At 69.1% G+C, this 12,441-nt stretch carries 12 protein-coding genes; 7 read left to right on the top strand and 5 right to left on the bottom strand.

The window, feature by feature from the left end:
• Positions 1–107 precede the first annotated feature (107 nt).
• From pcaC to ABB55_RS12450, 4 genes are read left to right on the top strand one after another with little or no spacing between them, the layout of a single operon-like run.
• Positions 108–485, top strand: coding sequence for a 4-carboxymuconolactone decarboxylase (pcaC, locus tag ABB55_RS12465; RefSeq protein WP_054359092.1), 378 nt, complete (start codon positions 108–110; stop codon positions 483–485).
• Positions 486–516: 31 nt separating this feature from the next.
• On the top strand, positions 517–1,257 hold the full coding sequence (gene pcaH / locus ABB55_RS12460; protein WP_054359091.1) for a protocatechuate 3,4-dioxygenase subunit beta: 741 nt from the start codon (positions 517–519) through the stop codon (positions 1,255–1,257).
• A 3-nt stretch (positions 1,258–1,260) separates the two neighbouring features.
• Complete coding sequence (pcaG, locus tag ABB55_RS12455; RefSeq protein ID WP_054359090.1) at positions 1,261–1,887, top strand: protocatechuate 3,4-dioxygenase subunit alpha; 627 nt, start codon at positions 1,261–1,263, stop codon at positions 1,885–1,887.
• Between the two features lie 7 nt (positions 1,888–1,894).
• Positions 1,895–2,731, top strand: coding sequence for a 3-oxoadipate:acetyl-CoA acetyltransferase (locus ABB55_RS12450; protein WP_054359089.1), 837 nt, complete (start codon positions 1,895–1,897; stop codon positions 2,729–2,731).
• 90 nt (positions 2,732–2,821) lie between these two features.
• Here the strand turns inward: ABB55_RS12450 and ABB55_RS12445 are convergent, their stop codons facing one another.
• The 5 genes from ABB55_RS12445 to ABB55_RS12425 all read right to left on the bottom strand — a co-directional run bounded on the left by ABB55_RS12445 (position 2,822) and on the right by ABB55_RS12425 (position 7,863).
• Positions 2,822–3,889: a Gfo/Idh/MocA family protein gene (locus ABB55_RS12445; protein ID WP_054359088.1), complete on the bottom strand. Its 1,068-nt coding sequence runs from the start codon at positions 3,887–3,889 to the stop codon at positions 2,822–2,824.
• A 74-nt stretch (positions 3,890–3,963) separates the two neighbouring features.
• Positions 3,964–5,853 (bottom strand): bifunctional sugar phosphate isomerase/epimerase/4-hydroxyphenylpyruvate dioxygenase family protein, encoded by a 1,890-nt coding sequence (locus tag ABB55_RS12440; protein ID WP_054359087.1) that lies wholly within the window; start codon positions 5,851–5,853, stop codon positions 3,964–3,966.
• Between the two features lie 51 nt (positions 5,854–5,904).
• Positions 5,905–6,660, bottom strand: a complete 756-nt coding sequence (locus ABB55_RS12435) for an ABC transporter ATP-binding protein (RefSeq protein WP_054359086.1) — start codon at positions 6,658–6,660, stop codon at positions 5,905–5,907.
• A gap of 17 nt (positions 6,661–6,677) precedes the next feature.
• Positions 6,678–7,421, bottom strand: a complete 744-nt coding sequence (locus tag ABB55_RS12430) for an ABC transporter ATP-binding protein (protein ID WP_054359085.1) — start codon at positions 7,419–7,421, stop codon at positions 6,678–6,680.
• A 157-nt stretch (positions 7,422–7,578) separates the two neighbouring features.
• The gene (locus ABB55_RS12425; protein WP_054359084.1) at positions 7,579–7,863 is read right to left on the bottom strand and encodes a hypothetical protein; all 285 of its coding nucleotides are present in this window, start codon (positions 7,861–7,863) and stop codon (positions 7,579–7,581) included.
• Between the two features lie 516 nt (positions 7,864–8,379).
• On the opposite strand from ABB55_RS12425, the gene ABB55_RS12420 reads away from it, so the two are divergent.
• Genes ABB55_RS12420 through ABB55_RS30335 form a run of 3 tightly spaced genes read left to right on the top strand, consistent with a single transcriptional unit; the run spans position 8,380 to position 12,398 of the window.
• Entirely contained in the window at positions 8,380–9,567 is a 1,188-nt protein-coding gene (locus tag ABB55_RS12420) for an HD domain-containing phosphohydrolase (protein WP_054359083.1), read from the top strand.
• A gap of 34 nt (positions 9,568–9,601) precedes the next feature.
• On the top strand, positions 9,602–10,114 hold the full coding sequence (locus ABB55_RS12415; protein ID WP_244472026.1) for a putative pterin-binding protein: 513 nt from the start codon (positions 9,602–9,604) through the stop codon (positions 10,112–10,114).
• Between the two features lie 22 nt (positions 10,115–10,136).
• The gene (locus ABB55_RS30335) at positions 10,137–12,398 is read left to right on the top strand and encodes a hybrid sensor histidine kinase/response regulator (RefSeq protein WP_054359082.1); all 2,262 of its coding nucleotides are present in this window, start codon (positions 10,137–10,139) and stop codon (positions 12,396–12,398) included.
• The last annotated feature ends 43 nt before the right edge of the window (positions 12,399–12,441 follow it).

Here is a 12,441-nt window from a genome sequence, read left to right as displayed (position 1 = left end):
GCGGCAAGGATGGGAAGCCGCCGCCGGTGAGGGACGGGACGGGGCCGGACGACGGGGCGCGCGGGGGCGGGTCGCGCGGTCCGGGCCGATCGGGAGGAGAGCGTGTGATGTCGGATTCGGTCCAGAAGGCCATGGCGACGCGGCGGCGGGTGCTGGGCGATGCCCATGTCGATCGCGCCGAGGCCGCAAAGACCGCGTTCGACGAGCCGTTCCAGGCCCTGATCACCGATGCGGCCTGGGGGCATGTCTGGTCGCGCGACACCATCTCGTTGCGCGAACGGTCGATGCTGACCATTGCGCTCCTGGCCGGGCTCGGCAACGATCACGAGCTTGCCATGCATATCCGCGCGACGGCCCGGACGGGGGCCAGCCGGGAGGACGTGATGGAGGCGTTGCTGCATGTCGCCATCTATGCCGGCGTGCCGCGCGCCAACCATGCCATCAAGATCGCCCGCGAGACCTTTGCCGAGATGGAGCGGGCGTAACGAACGCCCAGGCTCCGACGGGGGAAACGAGATGTTGAGGAACGACAAGCCGAGACCCGGCGAATTCTTCCAGCGCGACCGGAGCCTGCATCCGCCGCAATACACGCCCGGCTACAAGACCAGCGTGGCGCGGTCGCCGCGCTATGCGCTCCTGTCGCTGGAGAATACGATCTCGGAGATGACCGGGCCGGTGTTCGGGCACAACGACATCGATCCGATCGACAACGACCTGATCAAGAACTACGCCAAGACCGGCGATCCGATCGGCGAGCGGATCATCGTCCACGGCCGGGTGCTCGACGAGAGCGGACGCGGCGTGCCGAACACGCTGGTCGAGATCTGGCAGGCCAATGCGGGCGGCCGCTACCGGCACAAGAAGGACACCTATCTGGCGCCGATCGACCCGAATTTCGGCGGCTGCGGCCGGACCCTGACCGACGAGAACGGCTTCTACTTCTTCCGCACCGTCAAGCCCGGCGCCTATCCGTGGCGCAACTACGTCAACAGCTGGCGGCCGGCGCATATCCATGTTTCGGTCTTCGGGACGAGCTTCGTGCAGCGGCTGATCACCCAGATGTATTTCGAGGGCGATCCGCTGATCAAGGTCTGCCCGATCGTCAACACCATTCCGGACCCGCAGGCCATCGACCAGCTGATCGCGCCGCTCGACATGAATGCCGCGATCCCGCTCGACTGCCTCGCCTACAAGTTCGACATCGTGCTCCGGGGCCGTCGCTCGACGCTCTTCGAGAACCGGCTGGAGGGCAATTGAGCCATGCCGCAACCGCTTGATTACCTGAGAGAAACCGCCTCGCAGACGGCCGGCCCCTATGTCCATATCGGGCTTGCGCCGGGCGCCGCCGGCTTCCAGATCTTCCGCCGCGAGCTGGGCTGGGACATTGCCGGGCCGAACGCGCCGGGCGAGCGCATCCGGGTCGAGGGCATCGTCATCGACGGCACCGGCTCGCCGGTCAAGGACGTCTTGTTGGAAGTCTGGCAGGCGGATGCCAACGGCGTCCACGCCCATCCGGAGGACCAGCGGCGCGACCAGGCCGCCGAGGGATTCCGCGGCTGGGGCCGGGTGATCACCGACTTCGACACCGGCCTGTGGGCCTTCGACACCGTCAAGCCGGGGCCGGTCCCGGGGCGCAACGGCAGCCGTCAGGCGCCGCATATCTCGCTCTGGATCGTCGCCCGCGGCATCAATATCGGTCTCCACACGCGGCTCTATTTCGACGACGAGGCGGAGGCCAATGCGGCCGATCCGGTCCTGAACATGATCGAGCATGTCAACCGCCGGCCGACCCTGATCGCCCAGCGCTCGATGCGGGACGGCAGCCCGGTCTACCGCTTCGACATCCGCCTGCAGGGCGACAACGAGACCGTCTTCTTCGACCTCTGAGGGTACGATGTCCAATCCGTGCATCATCTGCGTGGCGATCACCGGCAGCCTGCCGACCAAGGACAACAATCCGGCGGTTCCGATCACGGTCGCCGAGCAGATCGAAAGTACTCACGAAGCTTTCGAGGCCGGCGCCAGCATCGCGCATTGCCACGTCCGCGACGACGACGGCAAGCCGACCTCCGACCCGGAGCGGTTCGCCCGGCTGAAGGAGGGGCTCGAGAAGCACTGTCCCGGCATGATCGTGCAGCTGTCGACCGGCGGCCGTTCGGGCGCCGGCAAGGCGCGCGGCGGCATGCTGCCGCTCCGGCCCGACATGGCCTCGCTGTCGGTCGGCTCGAACAACTTCCCGACCCGGGTCTACGAGAATCCGCCCGACCTGGTCGACTGGCTCGCCTCCGAGATGCTCGCCTACGACATCAAGCCGGAGATCGAGGCCTTCGATCTCTCGCATATCGTGCAGGCGACCCGCATGGCGGCGGACGGCCGGCTGAAGGGTCCGCTCTATGTCCAGTTCGTCATGGGTGTGAAGAATGCCATGCCGGCCGACGAGCCGATCTTCGATTTCTATGTCGAGACCTTGAAGCGGCTGGCGCCGGACGCCGAGTGGTGCGCAGCCGGGATCGGGCCGAACCAGATCCTGATCAACGAATGGTCGATCGCCAAGGGCGGCCATACCCGCACCGGCATGGAGGACAATGTCCGCCTCGACCGCGACCGCCTCGCCCCGTCGAACGCCGCGCTGGTCCGGCGGGCCGTGGAGATCTGCGAGCGCCATGCCCGCCCGGTCGCGACCTGGCGCCAGGCCCGCTCGATCCTGGGCCTGCGCCCCGTCGCGGCCTGAAGCCCCGACACGCGACGGCGCCGGATTGCAATTTTCCTGGCGCCGTTACCCGGCATTTCGAAGCCCTTGCCGGCCGATCCGGTCCGATGCCTAAAGCTCCGGCCTGACCGTCCCGCCCGAGGCCGCCGCCGCGCTGACCGCCAGGGTGGCGGCGAGGGTGCGGGCGGCCGAGCGGGCATCGACCAGCGGCTTGTCCTCGCCGCGGACGACGGCGGCAAAATGCTTCAACTGCAGGACGAGCGGATCGGCCTCCGGGGCGACCAGGCGGGTCGCGGCGATCGGATGGAACCAGTGCGGCGCGCCCTCGTGGCGCCAGAGTTCCAGGCGCGGCACCGACAGGGCGGCTTCGGTGCCGGCGATCAGGTAGCAGGCCTCGCCGGTCGCCGGATAGGCCTTGTTCTCGCCCGAGGTCAGTTCCCAGCTCCACGGCCCGACCGCGGTGTCGGAGAGCGCCAGCGTGCCGAGCGCGCCGCTCGCGAAGGTGAACAGCACCGCGGCGGTATCCTCGACCGCGAAACCGCGCGTGGCGCTGGAGGCGACCGCCTGGACGGCGACGATGTCGCCGCAGAGCGCGCGCAGATCGTCGACGACATGCACCAGATTGATCAGGATCGGCCCGCCGCCGGGCTCGCGCCGCCAGGCGCCGGCGCCGTCGAAATAGCCGCTGTCCGGCTTGCGCAGCCAGGACATCCCGTTGACGGCGACGATGCGACCGAGCTGGCCGGAGGCGACGATGGCGCGGGCGCGCGCCGCGATCGGGCTGTGGCGGCGGTGATGGCCGACCAGGACCGGCACGCCGGTCCGCTCGGACGCCTCGGCGAGTTCGACCGCGCCCGCGACCGTCTCGGCGATCGGTTTCTCGACCAGCACCGGCACGCTGGCCGCGATCGCCGCCAGGCCGCCGGCGACATGGAGCTGGTTGGGGGTCGCCAGAATGACGCCGTCCGGGCGGGCGCCGTCGAGGCCCCGTTCCAGCGTCTCGAACCACGGCACGCCGAGCGCGGCGGCATGGTCCCGGGCGCCCGGCGAGGGATCGGCGATGCCGGCCAGCCCGGTGTCCGGATCGGCCAGGATGCGGCCGATATGGGCGCGGCCGATCAGCCCGGCGCCGGCGACGAGGATGCGGACCGGCGGGCGGCCGGACGGGCGTGCGGTCATCGGGTCTCGGTTCCTGTTCCTGTCCCGGGCCTTGTCCAGTTCGCGTCCCGGCAGGCGCCCTGCCGGGCGCCCGGTCAGCGCGCCGGCATGCCGGTCGGCCGGGCGGTGCGGCGCTGGGCGGCGGTGCGGAAGGGCGCGTTGGGGGCGCCGTAGCCGGTATAGTCGCCGCGCCGCTCGACGATCTCGAAGAACAGGCCCTCGCCGAAGGCGCGCCCGTAGAGCTGGAAGAATTCCCCGCCCCGGTCGCGGTCATACATGATCCGGCCGGCCTTCAGCCGCGCCAGCAGGTCCGGGTCGAGGCCGAAACGGGCGTCGAGGTCGTCATAGTAGTTCGGCCCGATGTCGAGCACCGGGAAGCCGCGTTCGGCCAGTGCGGCGGCGGTGGCGAAGATGTCGTCGGTGGCGAAGGCGATGTGCTGCACGGCCGACCCGAAGGTATCGGAGATGAAGCGGCCGGCCTGGGTGCGGCTCGATTCCGCGCCGTTCAGCGTCACCCGCAGCGCGCCGCCGGCGGTCTCGATCGCCTGGCTGCGGACGAGGCCGTCCGGGTCGGCGACATCGACCATCGGCGCCTTCGCGGCCTCGAAGATCGCGGTGTAGAACAGGGCCCAGCTGAGCATCTCGGCATAGATCATGGTCTGGCCGATATGGTCGACGCGGGTCAGGCCGGCGCCGGCCAGCGGACCGGGCCGGTCTAGGCGGAAATCGACCTCCCAGAGCCGGCCGAGATCGGATTTCGGATCGACGAAGCGCAGCACGCTGCCGCCGACGCCGCGGATCGCCGGGATCTGCAATTCGCCGGGCGCGGTCGCCTGCTCGAACAGGTCGGTGCCGAGCGCGCGGGCGCGGGCGAGCGTCGCCGGGGCGTCGTCGACCCGGACCGCGATGTCGCTGACCGTGGTGCCGTGGGTGACGAAGGCGCTGCGCGCGAAGCCGGTCTGCTCGGTATTGAGCAGGATGTTGATCGCACCCTGGCGCCAGAGCGTCACCGCCTTGGAGACGTGCCGGCCGGCCGGCTCGAAGCCGAGCGCGGTCAGGATGGTCTCCAGCCGTCCGGCATCCTCGCCGCCGGAGGCGAATTCGATGAACTCGATCGCCTGCGCATGGGCGCGCGGCGGCAGGGCCGGAAGGTCGGCGACCACGGCCGGCTCGGCCTGGCGGACGCGGTCCATCAGATGGACGAGCGAGCGCCGGCCGTCGGCGGCGATCAGGCGCGGCAGGGCGGCGCGGTACTGGTCGTTGAAGATCTCCAGGCTGATCGGGCCGCGATAGCCGGTCGCCATGACGGCGCGCATGAAGCCGGTCACGTCGAGGTCGCCCTCGCCCGGCATGTTGCGGAAATGGCGCGACCAGTAGAGCAGGTCCATCGGGATGGCCGGGGCGTCGGCCAGCTGGATGAAGAAGATCTTGTCGCCCGGAATGCGCCGGATGGTGTCGGGCGGGATCTTGCGGCCGAGCGAATGGAAGCTGTCGAGGATCAGGCCGACATTCGGATGGTCGGCGCGGCGCACGATCTCCCAGGCGTCGCGATGGTCGTCGACATAGCGGCCCCAGCACAGCGCCTCGAAACCGATGCGCAGGCCGCGCCGGGCGGCACGCTCGCCGAGCTCGTGGAAATCGGCCGCGGCCCGGTCGATCCCGCCGAGCGCTTCCGGGTGGACGGAGGAACAGACCAGCACCAGGTCGGTGCCGAGCTCCTGCATCAGGTCGAACTTGCGCTCGGCGCGGGCGAAGGCGCGCGTGCGCAGGGGCTCGGGAAGGCCTTCGAAATCGCGGAACGGCTGGAACAGCATGATTTCCAGCCCGTGGTCGCGCACCATGGCGCCGACCTCGCGCGGGGAGGCGTCGGTGGCGATGAAATCCTGCTCGAAGATCTCGATGCCGTCGAAGCCGGCGCTCTGGATCGCCTTGAGCTTGTCCCGGAAGTCGCCCGAAATCGAGACCGTGGCGATGGATGTCTTCATCGGGTCGCTCCCGTACGCCGAAACCGATTCGCTGCCAAAGGCATAGCGGTCTCAGGCGGCCGTTTCCAGGCTGCCGCCGAGGAACAGCTGCCCGACGCGCGGATCGTTGAGGATTTGTCCGGCGGTATCGAACATCCGGGTCTGGCCGAGTTCGAGCACCAGGCCGTAGTCGGACATCTGCAGGGCCGAACGGGCATTCTGCTCGATCATCAGGATCGAGACGCCCTTGGCGCGCAGTTCCAGGAGGATGCCGAAGGTCTCCTCGACCATCTTCGGCGACAGGCCGATGGAGGGCTCGTCGATCAGCACCAGCTTGGGATCGAGCAGGAGGCCGCGCACGATCTCCAACTGCTTCTGCTCGCCGCCCGAAAGCGTCGAGGCCTGCTGGTCGCGCTTGCGGCGCAGGACGGGGAAGCGGTCGAGTGCCGCCTCGATGCGCGCCGGCATGTCGGTGACGCCGCGGCCGGCCGCGATGGTGCCGAACTCGATATTGTGGAACACGGACAGTTCCGGGAAGATGTTGCGGCCCTGCGGCACGTAGCAGATGCCGGCTTCCAGCAGTTTGCGCGGGGTCCAGTTGGTCACGTCGCGGCCGTCGAAGGCGATGCGGCCCTCACGCGCCGGCAACAGGCCGAAGATCGTCTTGAAGACCGTCGACTTGCCGGCGCCGTTCGGGCCGATCACGGTGGTGATCGAGCCGCGCGGCACCGAGAACGTGGTGCCGTTCAGGATGGTGGTCTTGCCGTAGCCGGAGACGACGGCGTCGAGCGTCAGGATCGGGTCGGCGGGCGGGAGCGTGGCGGTCATCGGCGTCAATGTCCCAATCAATGGCCCAGATAGGCGTCGACGACCGCCGGATTGGCGCGCACCTCGGCCGGCGTGCCGGTGGCGAGCACGCGGCCCTCGGCCATCACCAGCACCCGCGAGCACAGGCTCATGACGAAGTCCATGTTGTGCTCGATGACCACGAAGGTCGCCTTGAGCTCGGCATTGATCGCCCTCAGGCGCTCCTTCAGGCTGGCCAGCATGGTCAGGTTGACGCCGCCGGCGGGCTCGTCGAGCAGCACCAGACGCGGACCGGCCATGAAGGCCATGGCGGCGTCGAGCAGCTTCTGCTGGCCGTAGGACAGGCCGCCGGCCTTCTCGTCGGCGAGATGTTCGAGGCGGAAGAAGGCGATCATGCGGTTCGCCTGGGCGGTCAGGCCGGCATCGCGGGCGCCGAACAGGCGCGAGACCATGCTGCCCTGGTGCTCCTGGCCGGCCAGGATCAGGTTCTCACGCACGCTCAGCTGCGGAAAGACCTGCAGGAGCTGGAAGGTGCGCGACACGCCAAGCCGGTTGAGCGCCGCCGGATAGAGGCCGGTGACCGGCCGTCCGTCGAGCTTCACCTCGCCGCCGCTCGGCCGCAACTGGCCGAGGATGCAGTTGAACAGCGTGGACTTGCCGCAGCCGTTCGGACCGATGATGCCGAGGATCTCGCCCTCGTCGACATGGAACGACACGCCGTCGACGGCGTGGATGCCGCCGAACTGCTTGCGCAGTTCGGTCACCTCAAGGACCCTGCCCATCCTCTTGTCCCCTCGTGCGACACGCCGGCCGCTTGCGCCGATCTGGCACCAATTGTCGGGCAAGAGCAAGACCCGGCCCGGGTGCCGGCGACCGTCAGGTCAGGTCAGGGCCGGGCAGCGCCGGGCAGGGGCGCGGAAGCGCACGGCCGGGCGAGGGTCAGCGGCAGCGCATGGTGCGCCGATAGTGCGGGCGGCCGTAGTGGTCGTAGTAGGAGAACACCACGCGGGTGACGCAGAACAGGTCGTTGCGGCCGTCGTCATAGATCACCCGGCCGGAATTGCCGTTGACGATCAGCAGCCTGTCCTCGGCGGCGGCCGGATCGGCGTCGATGATCGCACCCGCCTCGAGGTTGTTGGCCTGCACCACGACCTCGGCGCGGGCGGCGCCGGCACCGAGAGCGAGGGCCAGAAGGGCGAGGGCTGCGGTCGTGCGGAGGGTCATGGCGGGCTCCTGTCGGATCGGGGCTGTGACGCTGAGCCGTGCGGCTCGGTGACGCCGACGATGCCGGCATCGGGCCGCAATGGACAGGGGCCTGCCCGGCAATCCGTTGGGAGGTATCGAATTCGGTTGGTCGCCGAAGCCATCAAAACGTTTGCGCCGGTATATGCGGAGTATATGTCCCGCCATGCCGGCCATGTTCCATTTCGGGATCAGTAAAATATGCTTTCCGGACGGAGCCCGGTTGTTACGCCTTGTTAGGTACCTGCACTATCTGCTCTGATCAAATTCAGATTTTAAGATACTCGTTAGACTCCACGCGCCAATATGGTGTCGATCAGGCGACGAGCCATCCGACGCCCGGACGAGGCCGGTACCCGCAGTCTATCCGGGCGGCGGCCGCACGTGCCGGCCGTTCGGCGTGAGCGGCCGACGGCCCCGCATCCGGGGTCTCGGGGGCGGCGCCACTCGGGACGGGTCGACCGCGGACGGCAAGGCGGGAGCAGGCAGGAGCGAAAGATGTTGGCGAAACGCATGTTTGGCGACCCGAAGGTTGCAAGCCTCCCGGTCCGTCCCGCGCCTCCCGATCGGGCCGGCGACGGCGCCGATCCGGCCCAGACCGTCAAGGACAAGCTGCGCGTCGCCGTCGTCGACGACAACCAGACCAACTGCGTCCTGCTCAGTCACATGATCCGGCGCCTGGACGCCTTCCAGATCGAGACCTTCAACAGCCCGTTCGATGCCGCCGAGGCGTTCCGGAACAACAAGATCGACATCGGCATCATCGACCATCAGATGCCCGGCATGACCGGGACCGAGCTGATCCGGCACATCCGCGCCATGGACTGTTGCGCCGACCTGCCGCTGGTCATGGTGACGACCTTCGATCAGGACGACGTGCGGCTGGAGGCGCTGCAGGCCGGCGCGACCGACTTCCTGTCGAAGCCCGTCAACGCGGTCGAGTTCCGTGCCCGCTTCGCCAATATCGTCACCATCCGGCGCGCCCAGATCGCCCTGCAGGAGCGCGCGGACCGGCTCGCCCTCGAGGTCGAGGCGGCGACGCGGGATCTGTGCGAGCTGGAGGCCGAGGTGATCTTCCGGCTGTCGCGCGCCGCCGAGCAGCGCGACGGCAATACCGGCCAGCATACGCTGCGCGTCGCCGCCTATGCGCGCGAGATCGCCCGACGGCTCGGCTGCCCGAACTCCTTCTGCCAGGACGTGTTCCTGGCGGCGCCGATGCACGACATCGGCAAGATCGCGATCCCGGACGCCATCCTGCAGAAGCGCGGCCCGCTGACCGAGGCCGAACGGCTGGTCATCGAGAGCCATACCACCATCGGCAGCGCCATCCTGGACGGCAGTTCCCGGCCGGTCATCGCGCTTGCCGCGGAGATCGCCGCGGCCCATCACGAGCGCTGGGACGGCACCGGCTATCCGCAGGGGCTCGCCGGCGCCGACATTCCGCTCGGTGCCCGGATCGTCGCCGTGGCCGACGTGTTCGACGCCCTGACCACGCCGCGACCCTACAAGGCCGCCTGGGCGCCGTACGACGCGCTCGAATATCTGGTGCGCGGCAGCGGGCAGCATTTCGATCCCGCCTGCGTCGACGCCCTGGTGGCCGGCTTCGCCGCCATCCTGACCATTCTCGCCGATCATGTGGATCCGTGCCCGCCGGAAGCTGGCGCCGCATTCGATCCTGCCATCTGACTGCAACGTCAAACCGAAGAGAGGAGCCCGCTCGATGGGCGCAAAATCCATGATCCGCTTCCTGATTGCCGGCTTTCTGGCCGTCGGGCTGACCGGTCCGGTCTCGGCGCTGGACAAGCCGAAGGGGAAGGTCGTCCTGACGGTCACCGGCAAGATCACCGAAACCAACGGCAGTGCCGGCGCCGAATTCGATCTCGCCATGCTGGACGCGCTGCCGGGACGCACGGCCCGGATGAAGACGCCCTGGACGGAGGGAGAAACCACCTTCTCGGGACCGCTGTGCCGTGCGATCCTGGCGGCCGCCGGTGCGAACGGGACGGCGCCGATCGTCGTCAGGGCTCTGAACGACTATGCGGCCGATGTCCCGCTGGAGGACTGCAAGAGCCTGGACATGATCCTGGCCACCAAGATCAACGGCGAACCGATCCCGGTGCGCGCCAAGGGACCGCTCTTCGTGATCTATCCGTTCGACAAGGATGCGTCGCTCTACAACGAGAAATATTTCGCCCGTTCGGTCTGGCAGGTGAAGTCCATCGAAGTCCGCTAACGGCGCTTCCGGGAGAGAGGAATTGACCGGCAGTCGCAGCTTCAGGGCATTCACACCGTTTCTGGTCCTCGGCGCGATCGCCTTCGCGTTCCTGGTCACGGTCGTGCTGATCTTCGGAGCCCTGGACGACCGCGAGGATCAGGTCCGGCAGAGCGCGCGCGAGGACGCGCTCTGGGCGATCTACCAGTTCGATCGCGAGACCGCGAAATTCGCGGCGGCGCTGGACGGCGCGGTCGCGGCGGATCGGATCGACCAGGCGGCGTTGGAGGCGCTGGCCCTGCGCTACGACATCCTGTTCAGCCGGATCGAGTTCCTCAACAACGGCAACTTCGCGCTCGAATTCCGCAAGCTCGACCGGTTGAACACCGAGTTCGAACGCGCCTGGTCGGCGGTGCAATCGGCCCGCACCCTGTTCGACCGGATCGAGGCCGGCTATGTCCCGACCGTCTACGAACTGCGCCCCTTCCTGATCGTCTTCACGGATCTGCGCCGTTCCACCGAGGATCTGCTCACCTTCGCCAATGCGCGCGTCAACGAGATGCGCGCGGATTTCCGCGATGGCACCAGCCGCCTCTACCGATCGCTCGGCTTCGCCATCCTGTGCCTGACCCTCGCCATGGTCGGCATCGTCGCGCTGCTGGTCCGCCAGATCCGCGCCGCCTTGCGGTCGCGCGCCGAGATCGCCGCCCTGGTCGCCTCGCTGGAGGAGGCGGCAACGGCGGCGGAGGCCGGCAACCGCGCCAAGTCCGCCTTTCTGGCCACCATCGGTCACGAGATCCGGACCCCGCTCAACGGGGTGCTCGGCATGGCGGCGGCGCTGGCGGAGACCCGCCTCGACAAGGACCAGACCGCCTGCCTGGCGGCGATCGACGATTGCGGCCGGACGCTGGTCGAGATGATCGATTCGATGCTCGACTTCGCCAAGTTCGAGGCCGGCGAGATCCCGGTCAGCCCGATCGATTTCGAGCTGGCGCCGCTGATCCGCTCGTCCGTTTCGGTGATCGAGGCGCGGGCGCGGCAGCGGCACAACGCGATCTCCGTCTCGCTCGCCGCCGAGGTCCCCGAGCGCCTGCACGCCGATCCGAGCCGCCTGCGCCAGGTGCTCGTCAACGTGCTCGGCAACGCGGTCAAGTTCACCGAGAACGGGATCATCCGTCTGTCGGTGGTATCCGTCGGCCGGGATCGGCTGCGCTTCGCCGTCGAGGACACCGGCATCGGCATCGCGCCCGAGGCGCATCATCGCATCTTCAAGGAGTTCAGCCAGGTCGACAGCTCGATCAGCCGCAAGTTCGGCGGCACCGGCCTCGGCCTGTCGATCTGCAAGCGGATCGTCGAGCGGCTCGGCGGCGAGATCGGCTTCGAGAGCGAGCCGGGCCGTGGGTCGATCTTCTGGTTCGAACTGCCCTGGCAGGCGGCGCAGACCGCCTCGGCGACCGGTCCGGCCGCACTCGTCGACGATGCGCCGGTCGCCGCGAGCCTGCGCATCCTGGTGGTCGAGGACAACCGGGTCAATCAGGACGTGATCCGGCGCTTCCTGATGCGGCTCGGCCACTCGGTGGCGCTCGCCGACGACGGGCGGAGCGGTGTCGCCGCCGCGGAGGCCGAGCGCTTCGATCTGATCCTGATGGACATGCACATGCCGGGCATGGACGGCTTGGCGGCGACGACCGCGATCCGCGCCGGAACCGGCATCAATTCTCGGACCCCGATCGTGGCGGTGACCGCCAACGCCTCCGACCAGGACCGGCTGGCCTGCACCCGCGCCGGCATGAACGGCTTCCTGTCGAAGCCGGTCGGGCTCGAACAGCTGCGCGCGATGCTGTCCGAATTCGCCCCGCAGGCGTCCCTGCCGGGCGGCCCGGCGCCCGAGCCGGCCGCGGACGCCGCCGCAGCCTCCGATGCCGAGCGCGCCGGTGCCCGGACGGACGCCGCCGCCGTGCGGCCGACCGCGTCCGACCCGGCCGCCCGGCTCGCCAGCCAGGACCCGGACCGGCGTCAGGAGCTGGTCGAGGCGATCGGCGAGGACAGCGTCGGCGAGCTGGTCGAGAGCTTCGCCGACGATCTCGGCGGGCTGGTCGCCGCGCTGGAAGCGGCCGTGGCGGCGGCCGATCCGACCGCGATCGACCATGTCCTGCACACCATCGCGGGCGCCGCCGCCAATGTCGGCTTCACCGCCCTGGCCGAGCATGCGCGCATGATGCGCGGCGATCCCGCATCGGCGACGGCGGAGCCCTTCGCCGCCGCCCTCGGCCTGCTCGCCGAAGGCCGCCGCCGCGCCGCCTGAGCGCTCTCGACGGCGCGGGCCGGGCGGGCGATGATGCCGCCTT

The organism is Prosthecodimorpha hirschii, from assembly GCF_001305515.1.
Classification (GTDB): Bacteria; Pseudomonadota; Alphaproteobacteria; order Rhizobiales; family Ancalomicrobiaceae; genus Prosthecodimorpha; species Prosthecodimorpha hirschii.
Note: the sequence above shows the minus strand (reverse complement) of the source record. Positions and strands in the feature narration are given on the sequence as shown.

Coding starts and splice junctions, on each gene's coding strand:
- pcaC (WP_054359092.1), top strand. CDS start 108: ATGTCGGATTCGGTCCAGAAGGCCATGGCGACGCGGCGGCGGGTGCTG.
- pcaH (WP_054359091.1), top strand. CDS start 517: ATGTTGAGGAACGACAAGCCGAGACCCGGCGAATTCTTCCAGCGCGAC.
- pcaG (WP_054359090.1), top strand. CDS start 1,261: ATGCCGCAACCGCTTGATTACCTGAGAGAAACCGCCTCGCAGACGGCC.
- ABB55_RS12450 (WP_054359089.1), top strand. CDS start 1,895: ATGTCCAATCCGTGCATCATCTGCGTGGCGATCACCGGCAGCCTGCCG.
- ABB55_RS12445 (WP_054359088.1), bottom strand. CDS start 3,889: ATGACCGCACGCCCGTCCGGCCGCCCGCCGGTCCGCATCCTCGTCGCC.
- ABB55_RS12440 (WP_054359087.1), bottom strand. CDS start 5,853: ATGAAGACATCCATCGCCACGGTCTCGATTTCGGGCGACTTCCGGGAC.
- ABB55_RS12435 (WP_054359086.1), bottom strand. CDS start 6,660: ATGACCGCCACGCTCCCGCCCGCCGACCCGATCCTGACGCTCGACGCC.
- ABB55_RS12430 (WP_054359085.1), bottom strand. CDS start 7,421: ATGGGCAGGGTCCTTGAGGTGACCGAACTGCGCAAGCAGTTCGGCGGC.
- ABB55_RS12425 (WP_054359084.1), bottom strand. CDS start 7,863: ATGACCCTCCGCACGACCGCAGCCCTCGCCCTTCTGGCCCTCGCTCTC.
- ABB55_RS12420 (WP_054359083.1), top strand. CDS start 8,380: ATGTTGGCGAAACGCATGTTTGGCGACCCGAAGGTTGCAAGCCTCCCG.
- ABB55_RS12415 (WP_244472026.1), top strand. CDS start 9,602: ATGGGCGCAAAATCCATGATCCGCTTCCTGATTGCCGGCTTTCTGGCC.